The organism is Phycicoccus flavus (genome assembly GCF_004025965.2).
GTDB lineage: Bacteria > Actinomycetota > Actinomycetes > Actinomycetales > Dermatophilaceae > Phycicoccus > Phycicoccus flavus.
In genome coordinates, this window is sequence record NZ_SAYU02000078.1 from 1 (window position 1) to 19,213 (window position 19,213).

The 19,213-nt window shown below is 75.1% G+C and carries 19 protein-coding genes; 12 read left to right on the plus strand and 7 right to left on the minus strand.

All coding sequences use genetic code 11. The features are described from left to right. Positions 1 to 204 precede the first annotated feature (204 nt). From EPD83_RS17415 to EPD83_RS17440, 6 genes are all read left to right on the plus strand, one after another. Positions 205 to 1,578: a cytochrome P450 gene (locus tag EPD83_RS17415; RefSeq protein WP_165566931.1), complete on the plus strand. Its 1,374-nt coding sequence runs from the start codon at positions 205 to 207 to the stop codon at positions 1,576 to 1,578. 201 nt (positions 1,579 to 1,779) lie between these two features. Next, positions 1,780 to 2,634 (plus strand): serine protein kinase RIO, encoded by an 855-nt coding sequence (locus tag EPD83_RS17420; protein WP_165566932.1) that lies wholly within the window; start codon positions 1,780 to 1,782, stop codon positions 2,632 to 2,634. A gap of 70 nt (positions 2,635 to 2,704) precedes the next feature. Then, entirely contained in the window at positions 2,705 to 3,508 is an 804-nt protein-coding gene (locus tag EPD83_RS17425; protein ID WP_165566933.1) for an alpha/beta hydrolase-fold protein, read from the plus strand. A gap of 10 nt (positions 3,509 to 3,518) precedes the next feature. Then, positions 3,519 to 4,562 (plus strand): Gfo/Idh/MocA family protein, encoded by a 1,044-nt coding sequence (locus EPD83_RS17430; protein WP_165566934.1) that lies wholly within the window; start codon positions 3,519 to 3,521, stop codon positions 4,560 to 4,562. A gap of 5 nt (positions 4,563 to 4,567) precedes the next feature. Next, positions 4,568 to 5,323: a methyltransferase domain-containing protein gene (locus tag EPD83_RS17435; protein WP_128367228.1), complete on the plus strand. Its 756-nt coding sequence runs from the start codon at positions 4,568 to 4,570 to the stop codon at positions 5,321 to 5,323. 93 nt (positions 5,324 to 5,416) lie between these two features. After that, complete coding sequence (locus EPD83_RS17440; RefSeq protein WP_128367227.1) at positions 5,417 to 6,448, plus strand: saccharopine dehydrogenase; 1,032 nt, start codon at positions 5,417 to 5,419, stop codon at positions 6,446 to 6,448. A gap of 49 nt (positions 6,449 to 6,497) precedes the next feature. Here EPD83_RS17440 and EPD83_RS20465 read toward each other — a convergent pair whose 3' ends face one another. The 3 genes from EPD83_RS20465 to EPD83_RS17455 all read right to left on the minus strand — a co-directional run bounded on the left by EPD83_RS20465 (position 6,498) and on the right by EPD83_RS17455 (position 9,567). After that, complete coding sequence (locus EPD83_RS20465) at positions 6,498 to 7,502, minus strand: L,D-transpeptidase family protein (RefSeq protein WP_205859586.1); 1,005 nt, start codon at positions 7,500 to 7,502, stop codon at positions 6,498 to 6,500. A 137-nt stretch (positions 7,503 to 7,639) separates the two neighbouring features. Continuing rightward, positions 7,640 to 8,506 carry an HpcH/HpaI aldolase/citrate lyase family protein gene (locus EPD83_RS17450; protein WP_268951211.1) on the minus strand — a complete coding sequence of 289 codons (867 nt, stop codon included), beginning with the start codon at positions 8,504 to 8,506 and terminating at the stop codon, positions 7,640 to 7,642. Beyond that, entirely contained in the window at positions 8,503 to 9,567 is a 1,065-nt protein-coding gene (locus tag EPD83_RS17455; protein ID WP_128367907.1) for an HpcH/HpaI aldolase/citrate lyase family protein, read from the minus strand. Before EPD83_RS17455 ends, EPD83_RS17450 begins: the two co-directional genes overlap by 4 nt. A gap of 376 nt (positions 9,568 to 9,943) precedes the next feature. Between EPD83_RS17455 and EPD83_RS17465 the strand changes: the two genes are divergently transcribed. The 5 genes from EPD83_RS17465 to EPD83_RS17485 are packed head-to-tail and all read left to right on the plus strand — an operon-like array spanning position 9,944 to position 14,825. Then, a complete protein-coding gene (locus tag EPD83_RS17465) occupies positions 9,944 to 11,107 on the plus strand; it encodes a cellulase family glycosylhydrolase (RefSeq protein ID WP_164896647.1) in 1,164 nt (387 codons plus the stop codon). Between the two features lie 59 nt (positions 11,108 to 11,166). Beyond that, on the plus strand, positions 11,167 to 11,802 hold the full coding sequence (locus EPD83_RS17470) for a hypothetical protein (RefSeq protein ID WP_205859587.1): 636 nt from the start codon (positions 11,167 to 11,169) through the stop codon (positions 11,800 to 11,802). Between the two features lie 39 nt (positions 11,803 to 11,841). Continuing rightward, on the plus strand, positions 11,842 to 13,140 hold the full coding sequence (locus tag EPD83_RS17475; RefSeq protein WP_128367960.1) for a magnesium transporter MgtE N-terminal domain-containing protein: 1,299 nt from the start codon (positions 11,842 to 11,844) through the stop codon (positions 13,138 to 13,140). Continuing rightward, a complete protein-coding gene (locus EPD83_RS17480) occupies positions 13,133 to 13,681 on the plus strand; it encodes a DUF1003 domain-containing protein (protein ID WP_128367959.1) in 549 nt (182 codons plus the stop codon). The genes EPD83_RS17475 and EPD83_RS17480 overlap by 8 nt, the downstream gene beginning before the upstream one ends. A gap of 10 nt (positions 13,682 to 13,691) precedes the next feature. Further along, on the plus strand, positions 13,692 to 14,825 hold the full coding sequence (locus tag EPD83_RS17485; RefSeq protein ID WP_165566935.1) for an Mrp/NBP35 family ATP-binding protein: 1,134 nt from the start codon (positions 13,692 to 13,694) through the stop codon (positions 14,823 to 14,825). A gap of 40 nt (positions 14,826 to 14,865) precedes the next feature. Here the strand turns inward: EPD83_RS17485 and EPD83_RS17490 are convergent, their stop codons facing one another. From EPD83_RS17490 to sigE, 4 genes are read right to left on the minus strand one after another with little or no spacing between them, the layout of a single operon-like run. Then, positions 14,866 to 15,384 (minus strand): Sec-independent protein translocase family protein, encoded by a 519-nt coding sequence (locus tag EPD83_RS17490; RefSeq protein WP_165566936.1) that lies wholly within the window; start codon positions 15,382 to 15,384, stop codon positions 14,866 to 14,868. Positions 15,385 to 15,420: 36 nt separating this feature from the next. Beyond that, positions 15,421 to 16,854, minus strand: coding sequence for a S1C family serine protease (locus EPD83_RS17495; RefSeq protein WP_205859588.1), 1,434 nt, complete (start codon positions 16,852 to 16,854; stop codon positions 15,421 to 15,423). Continuing rightward, complete coding sequence (locus EPD83_RS17500) at positions 16,851 to 17,399, minus strand: anti-sigma factor family protein (RefSeq protein WP_165566937.1); 549 nt, start codon at positions 17,397 to 17,399, stop codon at positions 16,851 to 16,853. The genes EPD83_RS17495 and EPD83_RS17500 overlap by 4 nt, the downstream gene beginning before the upstream one ends. After that, positions 17,396 to 18,115, minus strand: a complete 720-nt coding sequence (sigE, locus tag EPD83_RS17505; protein WP_128367806.1) for an RNA polymerase sigma factor SigE — start codon at positions 18,113 to 18,115, stop codon at positions 17,396 to 17,398. The genes EPD83_RS17500 and sigE overlap by 4 nt, the downstream gene beginning before the upstream one ends. A gap of 27 nt (positions 18,116 to 18,142) precedes the next feature. On the opposite strand from sigE, the gene EPD83_RS17510 reads away from it, so the two are divergent. Next, on the plus strand, positions 18,143 to 18,778 hold the full coding sequence (locus EPD83_RS17510) for an O-methyltransferase (protein WP_165566938.1): 636 nt from the start codon (positions 18,143 to 18,145) through the stop codon (positions 18,776 to 18,778). Positions 18,779 to 19,213: the final 435 nt, after the last annotated feature.

The window sequence follows — 19,213 nt, forward strand, 5'->3', positions numbered from 1 at the left end:
TCAGGAGGTCCTGCTGGTCCTCGGTGAGGCCGTCGGTGGTCTGGAGTCGGGACACGCGTCGTCGCCGCCTTCGTCGTGGGTGTCGGTCACTGTCCGCGAGTATGCCGGGGGCGTGCGACCGCAGGAACGTCGTCGCCGTGTGAGCCCTCCCACGGCCCGTCCGGGCCATCGACAGCACGGGGGATCTCCCCCAGGATGGGGCGCGTGACCTCCGTCACCGCACCCACCACGCCCGCCCCCCTGCCCGTCGTCGGAGGCCGGTACCGGCCCGTCCTGGCCATGCGCCGCAACCTCGTCGGCTACGTCGAGGACGTCTGGCGGCGGCGCGGCGACGTCGTGCGCACCGTCCTCGGTCCGCCGGGGTTCGACCGTGAGGTCTGGCTGCTCGGCCATCCCGACGCCGCCGCCCGGGTGCTGTCCGGCAGCTCGGCCGCCTCGTTCGTCAAGCGCGACCCCGTCTACACCGAGACCGGGTACTGGCTCGGGCACGGGATCCTCACCGCCGAGGGCGAGGAGTGGACCCGGCAGAAGCGCTTCGTCCAGCCGGTGTTCACCAAGCAGGCGGTCGACGGGTACGCCGACCTCATGGGCGAGGAGATCGCCGCCGTCGTCGCCGAGCAGGACGCCACCGGTGAGGACGTCGTCGACCTCGGGGCGTGGATGCAGCGGCTCACGCTGCGGGTCGTCGTCCGGGCCCTGTTCGGCGCGGCCGAGGAGGACGTCGTCGCCCGGGTACGCCGCTCCTTCCCCGTCGTCGCCGACACCGTGGTGCGCCGCGGGGTCGGGGTCCTCCGGCTGCCGCCGACGGTGCCGACGCCGCGGGTGGTGCGCGGCCGCCGTGGCCGCTCCGAGCTGTTCGGGGTGTGCGAGGAGATCATCGCCGCGCGCCGCGCCTCGGGCGCGACCGGGGGCACCGACCTGCTGAGCCGTCTGCTCGCCGCCCGCGACGGGGACGCCGGCCTCACCGACGCCGAGGTCCGCGACCAGGTGCTCGTGTTCCTCCTCGCCGGCCACGAGACGACGGCGACCGCACTGACCTTCGCGCTCCACCTGCTCGGCCGGCACCGGGAGGTCCAGGACGCCGTGCGCGCCGAGGCGAGGGGCGCCCTGGCCGTCGAGCGCCCCGCGTCGGCCGTCGCCGCGGACCTGCCGATGACCCGGGCCGTGGTCGAGGAGACGATGCGCCTCTACCCGTCGGCGCCCTTCACGAGCCGCCTCGTCGTCCGCGACGACACGGTGATGGGTCACCCGGTCCGGCCCGGCGTCACGGTGGTCCTCGCCCCGTGGAACATCCACCGCCACCCCGAGTTCTGGACCGACCCACTCGTTTTCGACCCCTCGCGCTTCGCCCCCGGCGTGCCCCGACGGCACCGGTACGCCTGGATGCCCTTCGGCGGGGGCCCGCGGGCCTGCATCGGGCAGCACTTCGCGCTCGTCGAGGCCGTCCTGGCCCTGGCGCACGTGCTGCGCGAGCGCCGGGTGACCTCGCTGCTGGAGACCGACCACGTCCCGGTGGACTCGCTCATCACCCTCTTCCCGACCGTGCCGGTGCGCGCCCGGCTGCAGCGCCGGCCCTGACCGGCCACGGGCGGGCGGCCCGACGCCCCCGGACCACGCGGTAAATGCGTGGCACCGGACCGCGCCCGTGCGCCACCCTGGGTCCCGATCCCCGAGCGCGTGTCCGCGCGCCCGCAGCAGCGAAGGAGGAGGCCGAGATGTCCACGACCGTCCCGGGCCGTCCCGCGGCCCCCCACCTCCCCTTCGCGAAAGGCCACTCCGTTGGCACACCTGCCGTTCCACCTGCCGGAGAAACAGGCATCCTTCTCCACCGACACCTCCCCCGACGCCCCGCCCGAGGGTGAGCGCTGGTCCTCCTGGGACGGCGCCACCCGGGGGCCCAAGCCCCGACCCGACTGGGTCATCACCGCACTCGGAGCCGTCGACGCCGACCTCGGCGTCCTCAAGACCGGCAAGGAGGCGGACGTCCACGTCCTGCGCCGCTGGGTGCCGGGCACCGGCCGCACGGTGACGATGGCCGCCAAGCGCTACCGCAGCGGCGAGCACCGTCTCTTCCACCGCGACTCCGGCTACCTCGAGGGCCGGCGGGTCCGCAAGTCCCGCGAGGCGCGGGCCATGGCCCGCCGCACCGACTTCGGCAAGCAGATGATCGCCGGGCAGTGGGCGGCGGCCGAGTTCGACGCCCTCGGGAAGCTCTGGACGCTCGGGCTGCCGGTGCCCTACCCCGTGCAGCTCGACGAGTCCGAGATGCTCATGGAGTTCGTCGGGGGCACCTCCGGCGAGACCCCCGTCGCCGCGCCCCGGCTCGTGCAGACCCGGCCGGACCCGGACCTGCTGGCCGACCTGTTCGAGCAGGCCCGCGCGACGATGCTCACCCTCGCCCACCACGGCTGGACCCACGGCGACCTCAGCCCGTACAACGTGCTCGTCCACGACGGACGGCTCGTCGTCATCGACTGGCCGCAGATCGTCGACGTCATCGGCAACCCCCAGGGGTTCGAGTTCCTCGAGCGCGACGCGACGACGATGGCGACGTGGTTCGTCCGCAAGGGCCTCGATGTCGACCCCGGGGAGCTCGTGGCGGACCTCGTCGCCGCGGCGACCGCCCGGTTCTGACCGGTCCGGTCGCCGGCCTCCCGGCCTCGCCGGGGACCCCCGGGGACGCCCGGCACCTAGCCTGGTCGGCATGACCCGACCGCGGCGGCGTGCCGTCCTCGCCGGGGGTCTGGCGGCGTTCGTCACCGGGCTCACCGGCTGCGGCACCGACGACCCGCCGGGCGTCACCGTGAGCTCGGGCACGCTGCGCTCGGCGCACCTCCCGGGCCGCGACCTCGCCTGGGTGCTCGCCGCCCCCGACGACGCGGACGTCCGGCGCGCCCCCGTCGTCGTCCTGCACGGCAAGGGCGGCAGCGCCCGGTCGACGCTGGACACCCTCCACCTCCAGGACCACGTCGCCGCCACGGGCCTGGCCGTCGCCGCGGTCGACGGCGGGGACGGCTACTGGCACGCCCGCGCGGACGGCACGGACTCCGGCGCCATGGTGCTCGAGGACTTCCTGCCGCTCCTCGCCCGCGAGTACGGCGAGACCGACCGCGTCTCGCTGCTCGGCTGGTCGATGGGCGGCTACGGGTCGCTGCTGCTCGCGAGCCGTCTCGGCCCGGACCGGGTCGTCGCCGTCGTCGCCGAGAGCGCCGCGCTCTGGACCGACCCCGGCCTCTCCGCGCCGGGGGCCTTCGACGACCGCGAGGACTTCCTGGCCCACGACGTCTTCGCCCGGCGGCGCCTCGCGACCCTCGCCCGCCTCCCGGTGCGGCTGGACTGCGGCGCCGACGACCCCTTCGTCGCCGCCAACCGCGCTTTCGCGGCGGCCCTCCCGAGCGCCGGGCTCACCGTCGACCCCGGCGCCCACACCGGTGACTACTGGCGCAGCCACGGCGGCCCGCAGCTGGAGTGGCTGCGGGCCCGGACCGACGCCGCGGCGAGCGCATAGGGTTCCGGTCATGCCCCCGACGACCCCCGCCCTCGCCGCACCCGCAGTCCCGGAGCCCGCGGACGCCCCGCCGCTGCGCTGGGGCGTGCTGGGCCCCGGCGGCATCGCGCACACCTTCGCCGCCGCCGCCCGGGCCGGCACCCGCGCGGAGGTCGTCGCCGTCGGGTCGCGCTCGGCCGAGCGGGCGGGCGCGTTCGCCGACGAGCACGGCGTCGCCCGCAGCCACGGGTCCTACGAGGCCCTCGTCGCCGACGACGCCGTCGAGGCCGTCTACGTCGCGACCCCGCACAGCGAGCACCGGGAGCACGCCCTCCTCGCCGTCGCCGCCGGCAAGCACGTCCTGGTCGAGAAGTCCTTCGCCCGCAGCCTCGCCGAGACCGACGAGGTCCTCGACGCCGCCCGCGCGGCCGGCGTGCTCGTCGCCGAGGCGATGTGGAGCCGCTACCTCCCGCAGTACGACGTCGTGCGCCGCACCGTCGACGCCGGGACGCTCGGCGAGCTCGCCCTCGTCCAGGCCGACCACGGCCAGCACCTGTGGCCGGACGGGCCGCAGCGGCTCGCCGACCCGGCGCTGGCCGGCGGCTCGCTGCTGGACCTCGGCGTCTACCCGGTCTCGTTCGCCGACCACGTCCTCGGCCGGCTCGATGACGTCGCCGCCCGCGGGATCCTCACCGACGAGGGTGTCGACGCCACGATCGGGGTCACGGGGCGCTCGAGCTCGGCGCTGGCGCGGATGACCTCGACCATGGCGGCCTCGACCCCCTGCCACGCGCTCGTCGCCGGGAGCGCCGGCCGGCTGGAGCTCTCCGGTCCCGGCTACTTCTACAGCGCCGCGACGACGGTCCGGCTCGTCGGACCCGACGGCACCCTGCTCGACGAGTTCGTGCCCGAGCACGACGACCACGGCTTCCGGTACGAGATCGCTGCGGTCGCGCGGGCCGTCGCCGAGGGGCGGACCGAGACCGACGCGATGCCGTGGGACGCGACCCGCCGCGTCATGACCGTCATGGACGAGGTGCGCCGCCAGGTCGGGGTCTCCTACCCCGGCGAGTGACCGCGGTGCGCCCCTACGACGAGCTCGTCGCGGAGGCCCTGCGCGCCGACGTCACCGGCTGGGGCTTCGGCTGGCTCGACGGCCGCGCCACCGAGGAGCGACCGCCGTGGGGGTACGCGCGGTTGCTGGCCGCCCGGCTGGCCGAGGTGGACAGCGCCCTCGACCTCGACACCGGCGGCGGCGAGGTGGTCGGCGAGGCCCCGGTCCTGCCTGCGCACACGGTCGTCACCGAGGGCTGGCCCCCGAACGCCGAGCGGGCGCGCACCCTGCTCGGGCAGCGCGGCGTGCAGGTCCTCGACGTCGCACCGGGCGACCCGCTGCCCCTGCCGGACGCGTCCGTCGACCTCGTCTCCGCCCGCCACCCCGTGCGGCCGCCCTGGGCCGAGATCTCGCGCGTCCTGCGGCCCGGCGGGGAGTACCTGGCCCAGCACGTCGGCCCGGGGTCGATGTTCGCCCTCATCGAGGAGTTCGTCGAGGTCACACCCGAGCAGCGTCGCGGGCGCTCCCCCGAGCGGGAGTCGGCCGAGGCCGAGTCCGCCGGGCTCGAGGTCGTCGAGGTCCGGACCGCGCGCTGCCGCGCCGAGATCCACGACGTCGGCGCGGTCGTGTGGCTGCTGCGCAAGTGCCCCTGGTGGGTCCCGGGGTTCGACGTCGAGCGCGACGAGGAGGTCCTGCGGCGGCTCGACGCCCGGATGCGCACGGGCACCCCGGTCGTGGCGCACTCCACCCGGCACCTGCTGCGCGCCCGGCGCCCGGCCTGAGACCCGACGCCCGCACGCCAGGCCCACGCCCCGAACGCCTGGCCCGAGCCCCCGGGTCACCTCGCCCATGGTCGCCCGGCCACAATGCTGCGCATGCGACACCTGCACCTGTGGATGCGGCACGAGACGCGCGACACCGAGCGCCGGGCCCCGTTGGTGCCCAGCGACGCCGCCCGGCTCGTCGCGGACGGCGTGCGGGTGACGGTCGAGGAGTCGCCCCAGCGGGTCTTCGACGTCGAGGCCTACCGCACCGGCGGCTGCGACGTCGCGCCGGCGGGGTCGTGGCCGGACGCCCCGGCGGACGCGCTCGTCCTCGGCATCAAGGAGCTGCCCGCGCAGCCGGACCCGCTGCGCCACACCCACGTGTTCTTCGGGCATGCCTACAAGGGCCAGGACGGCGCCGAGGACCTCCTCCGCCGCTTCGCCGACGGCGGGGGCGAGCTCCTGGACCTGGAGTACCTCACCGTCGACGGCCGCCGGGTCATCGCCTTCGGCTTCTGGGCCGGGTACGTCGGCGCCGCCCTCGGGGTGCTGGCCGCCCGCGGCCGGCTGTCCGCGCCGCTGCAGCCGTTGGAGCGGGCCGAGCTCGACGCCCTGCTCGTCGCCGCCGGCGCGCGCGACCTGCGCGGGCTCGTCGTCGGGGCGCTCGGGCGCAGCGGCCGGGGCGCGCACGAGGCCCTGACCGTCGCCGGGGTGCAGGCCACCGCGTGGGACGTCGCCGAGACCGCCGACCTGGACCGGGGCTCCCTGCGCGCCCACGACCTGCTCGTCAACTGCGTCCTGTCGCGCGAGCCCCGACCGCCGTTCGTGGGCCCGGACGACGCCGCCGACCCCGGCCGGCGGCTGCGCGTCGTCGCCGACGTCACCTGCCTCGTCACCTCCGTCCACAACCTCATCCCGGTGAACACGGCCGTCACCTCGTGGGCGGAGCCGGTGCGCCGGGTGGCGGAGGACCCGCCGCTGGACGTCGTCGCCATCGACAACCTGCCCTCGCTGCTGCCGCGCGAGGCGAGCACGGCGTTCTCGGCCGACCTCGTCCCCCTCGTGCCGCAGCTGGCCGGCCGGCGCGGGCCGTGGCACGCGGCCCGGCAGGCGTACGACGACGCGCAGGCCCGGCGCGGCTGACCGGCCGGCGAGAGCCGTCCGTCGCCGACGGGGTCCGCGAGCGGCGACCTCAGTCGTGGACGAGGACGGTGGTGCCGATCGACATGGCCCCGCGGTCCCAGATCATGTCGATGGCGGCGTCGCTGAGGCGGGCGCAGCCGTGGGACGCCGGGTACGGCGGGATGCTCGGCGACCCGTGCACCGCCCACCCGCGGTGGAAGTACTTCGGCCGCCACAGCTCGCCGAGGTCGCTGTCGTCCTGCCCGTCGACGTCGCGGAAGACCGAGAAGGTGCCGGTGGGCGTGTACGCCGTCGAGGTGTGGCCGTTGGACTCGTACTGCTCGCCACTTCCGGTCGAGGTGTTGAGCGTGCGCCAGACCGTTCCGCCGCGCACGAGCATGAGCACCTGCCTGCTCAGGTCGATCTCGACGCCGGTGCCCTCGAGCCGCGCCTTCGGGGTGACCCCCCGTTCGAGGGCCCTGCGCGTCTTGGGGCCGACGACGCCGTCGGGCGTGAGGCCGGCCGACTTCTGGAAGGCGTAGACGGCCTGCTGGGTCAGCTGGCCGAAGCTGCTGTCGCGGTGGGAGAGCCAGAAGCCGAGGTCGGTGAGGCGGTACTGGAGGGCCCGCACGTCACGCCCGGAGTCCCCGTAGCGCAGCGTGACGTCACCGAGCGTGCGGGCCTTCTTCGCGGCCGCCTCGCGAGCCGCCTCCTTCTCGGCCGCCGCCGCGCGGGCGGCCGCCTGGCGCTCGGCCCGCTTCTCCTTCGCCGTCTTCCTCGGCGGCGGGGGCGGGACGGGGACGGCGGTGACGAGGGGGGTCGAGGCGGCGTCCGGCTCCGCGCCGGTGGCGGAGGAGCTGCCCGAGGGGGTCGGGGTGGGGCGCGCGGGGGCGGTGACGCCGACCGGTGGCGCGGCGGCCGGCGCGGCCGGGGCCGCCCCCACCCCTCCGGCGGCGGCCGGTGGCGCGGTCTCGTCGGCTTCGGTCCACTGCTCGACCTGCGAGCAGCCGGCCAGCGCGGTGGTCGCCGCGAGGGCGAGGACGGCGAGCGCGGCCGTCCGTGGGGTCCTCGTCATCGTGCGCGCCTCCCTCGTCGAATGCTCGGGCGTCCCTCCACCACACGCCATCCCGCGGGCACACGCAAACCGACTCACCTTTCGTGACCGCATCGTTGCGCAAGGATCCGCAGGTCACGGGCGGTCGACGCGGCGGCTCAGCCCCGGGCGCGCACCGCCTCGTCGACGGCGAGGACGCGACGCGCGACCTCGACGTGGAGGTTCTCGACCATCCGCCCCTCGTGGGTGACGACGCCCCGTCCGGCGCCCTCCTCCCAGGCGGCGAGGAGGGCGCGGGCGTCCTGCACCTCCTCCTCCGACGGCGCGAAGGCGGTGTTGCAGGGGTCGACCTGCGCGGGGTGGATGAGGGTCTTGCCGTCGCAGCCCCAGTCGCGGCCCTGCCGGCACTCGGCCACGAGGCCCTCGGCGTCGCGGGTGTCGTTGAAGACCCCGTCGAGGACGGCGACCCCGGCCGCCCGGGCGGCGAGCACGACGGTCGACAGGGCGGTGAGCAGTGGCGCCCGCCCCGGCACGAAGCGCGCCCCGAGCTCCTTGACGAGGTCGTTGGTGCCGAGGACGAGCACGGCCAGCCGGTCCGAGGCCGCGGCGATCTCCCGGGCGTCGAGCACCGCCCGTGGCGTCTCGACCATGGCCCACAGCCGGGTGCGGTCCGGTGCGCCGTGCCGCTCCAGGGCCTCGACGAGGCCGCGCACCTCGCGCGCCGACCCCACCTTGGGTACGACGACGCCGTCCGGTCCCGCGGCGCAGGCGGCGGCGAGGTCGGCGTCGTGCCACTCGGTGCCGAGGGCGTTGACGCGGATCGTCACCTCGCGGTGGCCGTACTCCCCCGACGCCGCGGCGGCGCACGCCTGCTCGCGGGCGGTGGCCTTGTCGGCGGGACCGACGGCGTCCTCGAGGTCGAGGATGAGGCCGTCGACCGGCAGGTCCTTCGCCTTCTCCAGGGCGCGGGCGTTGCTGGCCGGCATGTAGAGCACCGACCGCCGCGGGACGTACGCCGCGCTCACGCCCGCTCCCCCGCTCCGTACAGCTCGGCGAGCGCGGGATCGGTCGCGGCCAGCCGCTCGGCGAGCTCGAGGACGACGAGGCACTGCTTGAGGCTGGCGTCGTCCTCCATCCTCCCGTCGAGCATGACGGCGCCGGTGCCGTCGCCCATCGCCTCCTTGACCCGCCAGGCGTGCGCGACGTCCTCGGCGCTGGGGCTGAACACGCTGCGGGCGACGTCGATCTGGCGCGGGTGCAGCGTCCAGGCGCCGACGCAGCCGAGGAGGAAGGCGTTGCGGAACTGGTCCTCGCAGGCGACGACGTCGGCGATGTCCCCGAACGGGCCGTAGTACGGGAGGATCCCGTGCATCGCGCAGGCGTCGACCATCCGGGCGATCGTGTAGTGCCAGAGGTCCTGCTGGTAGGTCGGGCGGTCCCCGCCGACGTCGCCGTCCACCGGGTCGCGGCGCACGAGGTAGCCCGGGTGCCCGCCGCCCACCCGGGTCGTCTTCATCCGGCGGTCGGCGGCGAGGTCGGCCGGGCCCAGGCTGATGCCCTGCATCCGCGGGCTCGCGCCGGCGATGGCCTCGACGTTCGCCATGCCCCGGGCGGTCTCGAGGATGGCGTGGACGAGCACCGGGCGGGTGAGGCCGGCCCTCGCCTCGAGCTGGGCGAGCAGCCGGTCGACGTAGTGGATGTCCTCGGGCCCCTGCACCTTGGGGACCATGACGACGTCGAGCCGGTCGCCGATCTCGGTGACGAGCGTCGTGAGGTCGTCCAGGGCCCACGGGCTGTCCAGGGCGTTGACCCGGGTCCACAGCTGGGTGTGCTCCCCCAGGTCGGTGGCCCGGGCGATGTCGACGAGCCCCTGCCGCGCGGCCTCCTTGTTCTCGGCCTTGACGGCGTCCTCGAGGTTGCCGAGGAGGACGTCGACCTCCCCGACGAGCGCGGGGACCTTCGCGGCCATCTTCGGGTTGCTCGGGTCGAAGAAGTGGATCATCCGCGACGGCCGCACCGGGACCTCGCGCAGCGGGGTCGGGGCGCCGACGGCGAGCGGGGCGAAGAAGTCCTTGGCACTGCGCACAGGCGGCTCCTCACGGGCGGCGGCAGGGTCGCTGCGGACGCTAGCAGCGGGGTGGTGCACCGGCCCGTGAGCGACCTCACGGTGTGACGGACGCCGCCCGCCGACGGGGGGGGGGGGGGGGGGGGGGGGGGGGGGGGGGCGGGGGGGGGCGGGGGGGGGGGGGGGGGGGGGCGGGGGGGCGGGGTGCGGCACACTGTTTTGTTGGTGCCCCCCCCCCCCCGCCCCCCCCCCCCCCCCCCCCCCCCCCCCGGCCGGACGGCCGCTTTCGCATCGTCCGAACGGACGACACCGGCCGGTTCGGTTGGTGAGTCGCACGGTGCCGATGAGACTGGCGGGGCAGGGGCCACAGACTGTCGGTCCAACCGGAAGAACCACGATGAAGGCCATCCACTGGCTGGCTGCGACGCTGTCGCTCTGCCTGCTCCTGCCCCTCGCATCCATCCCCGCCTCCGCCCGGTCCGCCGGCTCGGCGCCGTCCACGTCCACGACCCAGACCCGACTCGCCTCGGCCCCCCGGCTCCAGGCGTCGACGCCGACGCGGGCCACGACGACGGCCGCCAAGACCGAGCGCCGCTTCAAGGTCGGCGTGCAGTACACGGCGATGTGGCAGAACGTGTCCGACGCCGACCAGAAGCGGATGGCCGCCGCCATCAAGCAGAGCGGCTCGCGCTGGGTCCGGCTCGACGTCGCCTGGGCGACGCTGCAGCCCAGCGGCCCGAACTCCTACGACATGGGCTGGGGGGTCCCCAAGGTCGACCGCGCCATCCAGAACGCCACCGACCAGGGCCTCAAGGTGCTGCTCACCCTGTACTGGGCGCCGGAGTGGGCCACGGTGGGCACCGGCAAGGCCGCCCACCCCGACCCCGACGCCTACGCGCGCGCCGCGAAGTGGGTCGCGGCCCGGTACGCCGGCAAGGTCGGCGCCATCGAGGTGTGGAACGAGCAGAACGGCTCCCGGTTCTGGAACCCGACCGACCCGGTGACGTACACGAACCTGCTCAAGAAGGCCTACCCCGCCATCAAGGCCGGGAACCCGCGGTGCATCGTCGTCATGGGCGGCCTGGAGTACTCCGACACCGCGTGGCTGCAGAAGATGTACGACGCCGGCGTCAAGGGCAGCTACGACGTGAGCGCCTTCCACCCCTACCCCGCGATCGCCGACCAGTCGCCGCTCGCGCCGTGGGACGGCACCAAGTGGACCGTGGCGAACATGGCCACGTGGATGCGGGTCAGCGCGGCCAACGGTGACACCAGGCGGGTCTGGCTCACCGAGGCCGGCTGGTCGACGCACGCCAACTGGAGCGGCGTCGAGAACTGGAACCGTGGCGTCACCGACGCCCAGCAGGCCCAGTACGTCACCGAGATGTTCGACCTCGTGTCGCGCAAGTACCCGCGGGTGTCCGGCCTGTTCTGGTACACCGCCCGCGACACCGACCTCGGCAACGTCCAGCAGGACGGCTACGGCTTGATCCGCCGCGACTGGAGCCGCAAGCCGGCCTTCACCGCGCTGCAGAGGGCCACCCTCACGTACGGTCGCTGACACCGGCGGGGGCGCCCGCATCCGGCGCCCCCGCCGGCGCGCTGTGCCAGAGTGCCGTCATGAGCTCGGACGGCGGGGCCGCGGCGGGTGCGCCCGCGCCGGACGAGCACGCCGCGACGGCCCCGCTCCCCCGGGCCGACCCGGCGGGCGCCGACCGCGACCCGTTGCCGGACGGCTCGGCGCGGCTGCTGGCCGAGGCGATGACGAGGTCGGGGCTTCTGTGGGTACGCGTCCGCGACGACGGCGGCCCGGGCACCGCGCACGCCGTCTGGCACGTGTGGCACGACCCCGGGGACGGCCCGCGCGCCTACGTCGTCTCCGGTCCGGGCGAGCAGCACCTGCCGTGGCTGCCCGACGAGGTCGAGCTGGTCCTGCGCAGCAAGGACAGCGGCGGCCGGCTGCTCACCGTCCCGGCGACGGCCACGGTCCTCGACCCCGGCAGCCCCGCGTGGGACACCGCCGTCGAGGTGCTGCGCCCGGAACGTCTCAACGCGACCGGCGACGTCGTCGCACGCTGGCGGGAACGGGCGACGGTCCACGCGCTGCGCCCGCACGGCCCCGCCCTGGAGTCACCCGGCCACCACGACACCGGCGACGGCGCCACCCCGGTCCGTCCCGCCGCGCCCGCAACCGTCGGTCGCCGCCCCTGGCACTGGCGCGGGCGCGCCGGGGCCCGCCGCAACACGGACCGGTGACGCGGCCGCCCACCGGCACCGACGGCTAGCCTGTCGCTCGTGAGCACGCCGACCCGCGCCTTCGTCGGCCGCCTGTCCGAGCTGGACGTCTTCGACCCGCTCGGCGACAAGGTGGGCCGCGTCCGCGACGTCGTCGTCACCTTCAGCGCCTCCCGGGCCCGGCCCCGCGCCATCGGCCTCGTCGTCGAGGTCCCGGGCCGCCGCCGGGTGTTCGTCCCGATGACCCGTGTCACCTCGGTCGAGGGCGGCCAGGTCATCACGACCGGCCTGGTCAACATGCGCCGCTTCGAGCAGCGCCCGAACGAGACCCTCGTCGTCGCCGAGCTCTTCGAGCGGCCGGTCCAGGTGCGCACCGACTCCGGCGACACCGTGCCCGCCGTCGTCCAGGACATCGGTATCGAGCAGTCCGGCCCGCGGGGGTGGGCCGTGGCGCGGGTCGCGGTGCAGCTCACCGCCTCCCGCCCCAGCCGGCTCGGGCGGCTCGGGCGCCGCCGCGGCGAGACCGAGGTGGCGCACGTCGAGGACGTCAAGGGCCTGCGCGACCCCAGTGAGGGCCAGGGCGCCGCCAAGCTGCTGGAGACCTACGAGGACCTCAAGCCCGCCGACCTCGCCGAGGTCATCCACGACCTCAGCCCCCAGCGCCGCGCCGAGGTCGCCGCCGCCCTCACCGACGAGCGGCTGGCCGACGTCATCGAGGAGCTGCCCGAGGACGACCAGGTCGAGATCCTCGTCGGCCTCGACGTCTCGCGCGCCGCCGACGTCCTCGAGGCGATGGAGCCCGACGACGCCGCCGACCTGCTGTCGGACCTGCCCGCCGACCGGCAGGAGGAGCTGCTGCAGAAGATGCAGCCCGACGACGCCGCCGACCTGCGCCGCCTCCTCACCTACGAGGACAACACCGCCGGCGGGCTCATGACGACCGAGCCGGTCATCCTCGGGCCCGAGGCCTCGATCGCCGAGGCCCTGGCCGTCGTGCGCCGCAAGGAGCTCTCGACCGCGCTGGCCTGCACCGTCTTCGTCTGCCGGCCGCCCCTGGAGACCCCCACCGGCAAGTTCCTCGGCATCGTCCACCTCCAGCGGCTGCTCCGGGAGCCGCCGCACAACCCGGTCGGCGGCATCCTCGACAAGGACGTCGAGCCGGTGCTGCCCACGGCCTCGCTCGGGCACGTGACCCGGATGCTCGCCACCTACGACCTCGTGGGGATGCCCGTGGCCGACGAGGACGGGCACCTGCTCGGCGCGGTCACGGTCGACGACGTGCTCGACCACATCCTCCCCGACGACTGGCGCGAGGACCGCCACGACGTGCTCCCCCGCGCGGAGGTCGGCAGTGGCTGAGCGTCGCCCGCGCATCGACCAGCCGCGGGACGCCCGGCGCCGGCGGCTCACCCTGCCGGTCGCCCTCACCGAGGAGTCCTTCGGCGACTTCTCCGAGAAGTTCGCCCGCTTCATGGGGACGGCCACGTTCCTCATCGGGATGACGCTGTTCGTCCTGATCTGGCTGCTGTGGAACACCCTCGCCCCGGGCGACCTGCGCTTCGACCCCTACGCCTTCATCTTCCTCACCCTCATGCTGAGCCTCCAGGCGTCCTACGCGGCGCCGCTCATCCTCCTCGCGCAGAACCGCCAGGCCGACCGCGACCGGGTGGCCCTGGAGCAGGACCGCTCCCGCGACGAGCGCAACCTCGCCGACACCGAGTTCCTCACCCGCGAGGTCGCCGCGCTGCGGCTCGCGATGCGCGACACCGCGACCCGCGACTTCGTCCGCAGCGAGCTGCGCGACCTGCTCGACGAGATGGAGGAGCGCGGCCTCGCCGTCGTCAAGGAGGCCCCCGCGCCCGACGGGGCCGAGGACGGCGCCGGCTCCGCGCGGACCTAGACTCGCGGGTATGCCGCAGGTCAGCACCGACGCCCTCCAGACCGCCCTCGGGACGGTCATCGACCCCGAGATCCGCAAGCCCGTCACGGAGCTGGGGATGGTCGGCGACCTCGCGTGCGACGACGACGGCCGGGTGGCCGTCACCATCCTCCTCACCGTCGCCGCCTGCCCGCTCAAGGACACCCTGACCAAGGACACGACCGAGGCGCTCCTGCGCGTCGAGGGCGTCACCGCCGTCGACGTCACGCTCGGGGTGATGACCGAGGAGCAGCGCGGCGCCCTCAAGGAGCAGCTGCGCGGCGGGGTCGCCGAGCGCGAGGTCCCGTTCGCCAAGCCCGGCTCGCTGACCCGGGTCTACGCCGTCGCGTCCGGCAAGGGCGGTGTCGGCAAGTCCTCGGTCACCGCCAACCTCGCGGCGTCGATGGCGGCCCAGGGCCTGTCGGTCGGGGTCGTCGACGCCGACATCTACGGCTTCTCGATCCCCCGCATGCTCGGGGTCGAGCACCGGCCCACCCAGGTCGACGACATGATCATGCCGCCGACGAGCCACGACGTGCGGGTCATCTCCATCGGCATGTTCGTCCCCGGCAACCAGCCGGTCGTGTGGCGCGGCCCGATGCTGCACCGGGCGCTGCAGCAGTTCCTCGCCGACGTCTTCTGGGGCGACCTCGACGTCCTGCTGCTCGACCTGCCGCCCGGCACCGGCGACATCGCCATCTCCGTGGCCCAGCTCGTCCCCGGCGCCGAGATCCTCGTCGTCACCACCCCGCAGCAGGCGGCCGCCGAGGTCGCGGAGCGGGCCGGGTCGATCGCCCTCCAGACCCACCAGCGCCTGGCCGGCGTCATCGAGAACATGTCGTGGCTCGAGCTGCCGGACGGCTCGCGCGAGGAGATCTTCGGCTCCGGCGGCGGCCGGGAGGTCGCGGAGTCGCTGTCCCGCTCGATCGGCGCCGACGTGCCGCTGCTGGGTCAGATCCCGCTCGACACCCGGCTGCGGATCGGCGCCGACCAGGGGATGCCCGTCGTCCTCGGTGAGCCGGACTCGCCGGCGGCGGTCGCGCTCAACGGCATCGCCAAGGGGCTGACCACGCGCTCGCGCGGGCTCGCGGGCCGCTCCCTGGGGCTGTCACCCGTCGGGCGCTGAACCCGTCGGGGTCCGCCGGGGACCCGGTCCGTCGGAGGACTCAGGTGGCCTCGACGTCGTAGGGCACCGGGCGCCCGGGGTCGTAGGCCTGCGGCCCGCCCCAGGGACGACCGCCGGGCACGTCGTCGGCGACGTCGATCTCGCCGTCCCGCGACCTCGACGTCCGCGCGGTGACGGCACCGGCCGCCGCGGCCCCGGCGCCCGCGGCCACGGCCGCACCGCCGTTCGAGGCCGCGTCCCCGTCCCGCAGCCGTGCCGCCGAGCGCACCGAGGTGATCTCGTCACGGACGGGTGACACGGCGTCGTCGAGCGGGTCCAGCAGCGCCTCGCGGACGATCCGGCGCGGGTCGTACTGGCGCGGGTCGTACTGGCGCCAGTTGATGTCCTCGTACTCCGGGCCCAGCTGGTCGCGCAGCTGGTCCTTCGCCCCCTCGGCCATGACCCGCAGCTTGCGGATGCCGCGGGCCAGCTTGGCCGCGTACTCCGGCATCCGGTCCGGCCCGAGGACGAACACGGCGATGAGCGCCAGCAGGACGAACTCCCACCCGTTGATGCCCACGCGCTCAGCCCCCTTCCGGTTCTCGTCCCGGCCCGGTCACTCCGAGCCCTCGAGGACCATGGTGACATCTTGCTCGCCGCCGTCGCGCCGGACGGTCAGGGTGACCGAGTCGCCGACCTTGCGCGAGCGGATCTTCACGACGAGCTCTCCGCCGTCGGAGACGGGCGCACCCTCGAAGGCGGTGATGACGTCCCCTGCCTTCAGGCCCGCCTTCGCGGCCGGCCCGTCGGGGTTGACGGCCGGGTCGCCGTTCGGGCCGGTGTCGGCGATCTTCACGCCCTCGCCGTCGTACTCGCTGTCGAGGTACACCCCGATGATCGGGTGCACGGCCTTGCCGGAGGTGATGAGCTGCTCGACGGTCGTCGCCACCTGGTCGCTCGGGATGGCGAAGCCGACGCCGATGTTGCCGCTCTGGCCGCCGCCGATCGAGCTGCCGGGGATGGCGGCGATGGCGGAGTTCACGCCGATGACGTTGCCGGACATGTCCAGCAGCGGTCCCCCGGAGTTGCCCGGGTTGATGGCCGCGTCGGTCTGGATGGCGTTGATGAAGCTCTGCGAGTCCTCGCCGCCGGGCGTCACCGGCCGGTCGAGCGCGCTGACGATCCCCGTGGTCACGGTCGAGTCCAGCCCCAGGGGGGCGCCGACCGCGATGACCTGGTCGCCGACGACGACGTCGGCCGACCGGCCGAGCGGCAGGGCGGCGAGGTCGGCGCCGGTGACCTCGATGACGGCGAGGTCGTAGGAGGAGTCGGTGCCGATGACCTTGCCCTGCACCCGCTTGCCGTTGGAGAGGACGATGGTGACCTCGCCGTCGTCACCGACGCCGGAGACGACGTGGTTGTTGGTCACGACGTGCCCGGAGTCGTCGTAGACCCAGCCGGAGCCGGTGGCATCGCCGTCGGCCCCCTCGACGCGGAGGGTGACGACGCTCGGCAGCGCGGTGGCGGCGATGTTGGCGATCGACCCCTCGGGCCGGGCGGTGGCGCCCGCGCCGGGGCTCGGCGCGGCGGCGGTGGGGGCGTTCCGGCTGCCGGCGGCGCCGGTGCCGCCGGCGTCGGTCAGCGAGGAGCCGATGACCCCGCCGCCGATACCGGCCAGCAGGCCGACGGCGACCGTGGCGCCGACGAGGGCGCCCCAGCCGGGGCCGCGGCGACGTCCGGAGTCACGGTCGGCGGGCTTCGGGGTGTCCACGGGGGGCCCGCCGACCGGCATCGCCGACCAGGAGCCGCTGATGGGCGGGTAGGAGCTCGTCGCGCCGGAGGTGTCCCGCGCCCAGGTCGGCTCGGACGTGCCCGCCGACCCGCCGGCCGACGGCGTCGTCGAGAGGGGCTGGGTGGGTGCCGCGTCGGTCGGCCGGTCGCCGCCGTCGTCGCGTCCCGGTGCCGGGGAGCCGGAGGCCGGAACGTCGTCGTCGCGGCGGCCGCGGTCCCACGGGAACCAGTCGCCGGTCCCGGACTGCCGATCGCTCATGGGGAGGATTCTGCCTGCCGGGTCGACCGCTGCGTCGCAGAGGTGCCGGTGGTCCACCGCACCGAGACGAGGGAGGCCGAGGTGCCGGGCCGGCCGGCGGCCGGGGACACGACCGGGAGCGAGGGGCCGGAGACCACCCCGGTCCGCGGGGCGGGGACGCCGACGACGGTGAGGCTCCACGCGGCCGCCGCCGACACGCCCGCGGCCGCCGCGGCGACGACGGTGGCGCGCAGCGGGCTGCGGTGACACGCAGGGGCGCCGGGAGCGAGCAGCGGCAGGGGCTCCGGGCCTCGGGGGGCCGGCGCGAGCGGGACGTCCTCGAGGTCCCGCGCCATGGCCAGGAGGGTGACCCGCAGGTCACCCGGCATGGTCGGCCCGCCGGCCAGGGCGGCGCGGAGGCGCCGCTCCTCGGCGACCTCGCGGCGGCAGCACTCGCACGCGACGAGGTGGCGGTCCCAGTCCCGGGTGCGGTCGTCGCCGAGCCGCCCGGCGGCGTACTCGGAGAGCTCGGTGCCGGAGCAGCGGACGGGGCGGCGCAGGGTCATACGGCTCCCGCGGCGGGCCGGCGCACGACGGGACGGCGCGGGCCCGGGGTGGTCGTGACGGGCCGCGGCGCGGGGGCGCGGTGGGCCAGGGCCTCGCGCAGCTGGGCGCGGCCGCGGTGGATGCGGGAGCGGACCGTGCCGAGCTTGATGCCGAGGGTCGCGGCGACCTCCTCGTAGGAGAGGCCCTCGATGTCGCAGAGGACGACGGCGGCGCGGAAGTCCGGGGACAGCGCGTCCAGGGCCCGCTGCACGTCGTCGTCCAGGTGGGTGTCCTCGAAGGTCTGCTCGGGGCCCCGGTCGCGGCTCGGCAGCCGGGCGGCGGACTCCTCGGAGAGGGCGTCGAAGCGGATCCGCTGCTTGCGGCGCATCTTGTCGAGGAAGACGTTCGTCGTGATGCGGTGCAGCCAGCCCTCGAAGGTGCCCGGCTGGTAGGTGTGCAGCGAGCGGAACACCCGGACGAAGACGTCCTGGGTGAGGTCCTCGGCGTCGTGGACGTTACCGGTGAGGCGGTAGGCGAGGCGGTAGACGCGGGCGGAGTGCTGCTCGACGATCTCCTCCCACGTCGGCGGCACCCAGGCACCCGCGGCGGCGGTGTCGTGTGTCGTCATCGTCTCGTCCCTCACCATGCTCATGTCACCCATCGATACGCGTCCGGACCGGGAATTGTTCCCTGGCTCCCTGGACGCCGCCTGTGAGCCGCGCCGGTCCCTGGACATCGCCCTCGGCGCCGTAGGGTGGACGGCATGAGCGGGTTGAAGCCGGCGAGCTGGTCCTACGCCGAGGAGTTCGTGCCGGAGCCCGAGGTCGTCGAGGCCGCACGGCGCCGCGGCGTCGAGTTCGGGCACGCGACGCCCGTCGGCACGGGGGCCGGCGCGGTGCTGCGGCTGCTCGCCGCGTCCGTCCAGGCGCGGCACGTCGTCGAGGTCGGGACCGGGGCCGGCACGTCCGGGCTCTGGCTGCTGGCCGGCATGCCCGAGGACGGGGTGCTCACGACGATCGACCGCTCCGCCGAGCACCAGCGGGCCGCCCGGGAGGCCTACGCCTCCGCCGGCTACGCCCCGCAGCGCACCCGCGTCATCACCGGTGCCGCGCGCGACGTGCTGCCCCGGATGACCGATGGCGCCTACGACATGGTCCTCGTCGACGCCGACAAGGACGGCTACCCCGGCTACGTCGAGCACGCGGTCCGGCTGCTGCGGCCCGGCGGCATCCTCGCGGTCGACAACATGCTCTGGCACGACCAGGTCGCCGACCCGGCCTCCCGGGACGCGACGACGGTGGCGCTGCGCGACCTCGGCAAGACCCTGCGCGACCACGACGAGCTCGTCACCGCCCTGCTGCCGGTGAGCGACGGCCTCCTCGTCGCCGTCCGCCGCTGACCCCTGGCGACGCAACGTCCTCGCCCGCCCCCTCCCGGCCCCCACTTCCTCGCCTGCCCCCTCCCCGCCTGCCCCCTCCCCGCGTCAACTTTCTCGCCTGATCCCGAAACGTTCACCTTCGCCCCACCACCGAAGGCCGGCGAACCTGAACCTCGTCCGGCGAACCCCGCCGGCGAGCATCCCGGCTCGCCACCGATCGGCTGTCGCTCCCGGTGCGTCCCAACTTTCTCGCCTGACCCCGGAACCTTCACGCTTGATCCCGGAACCTTCACCTTCGCCCCACTTCCGAAGGCCGGCGAACCTGAACCGACAGCGTCCCGTGGAGTGGTGGGGTTTGGGGTGACGGCGCGGCTCTCTGACTGAAGGGGGCCACCGGCGAGATTCTCGATGTGTACCGCCAAGTACTCGTCGAGAAGGAGCCTCACCGATGGCCCT

Bases quoted from the DNA above. Each gene is read 5' to 3' on its own strand.
- EPD83_RS17425 (WP_165566933.1), top strand. From the start codon at position 2,705: ATGACCCGACCGCGGCGGCGTGCCGTCCTCGCCGGGGGTCTGGCGGCG.
- EPD83_RS17430 (WP_165566934.1), top strand. From the start codon at position 3,519: ATGCCCCCGACGACCCCCGCCCTCGCCGCACCCGCAGTCCCGGAGCCC.
- EPD83_RS17440 (WP_128367227.1), top strand. From the start codon at position 5,417: ATGCGACACCTGCACCTGTGGATGCGGCACGAGACGCGCGACACCGAG.
- EPD83_RS20465 (WP_205859586.1), bottom strand. From the start codon at position 7,502: ATGACGAGGACCCCACGGACGGCCGCGCTCGCCGTCCTCGCCCTCGCG.
- EPD83_RS17465 (WP_164896647.1), top strand. From the start codon at position 9,944: ATGAAGGCCATCCACTGGCTGGCTGCGACGCTGTCGCTCTGCCTGCTC.
- EPD83_RS17470 (WP_205859587.1), top strand. From the start codon at position 11,167: ATGAGCTCGGACGGCGGGGCCGCGGCGGGTGCGCCCGCGCCGGACGAG.
- EPD83_RS17485 (WP_165566935.1), top strand. From the start codon at position 13,692: ATGCCGCAGGTCAGCACCGACGCCCTCCAGACCGCCCTCGGGACGGTC.
- EPD83_RS17495 (WP_205859588.1), bottom strand. From the start codon at position 16,854: ATGAGCGATCGGCAGTCCGGGACCGGCGACTGGTTCCCGTGGGACCGC.
- EPD83_RS17500 (WP_165566937.1), bottom strand. From the start codon at position 17,399: ATGACCCTGCGCCGCCCCGTCCGCTGCTCCGGCACCGAGCTCTCCGAG.
- sigE (WP_128367806.1), bottom strand. From the start codon at position 18,115: ATGTCCAGGGACCGGCGCGGCTCACAGGCGGCGTCCAGGGAGCCAGGG.
- EPD83_RS17510 (WP_165566938.1), top strand. From the start codon at position 18,143: ATGAGCGGGTTGAAGCCGGCGAGCTGGTCCTACGCCGAGGAGTTCGTG.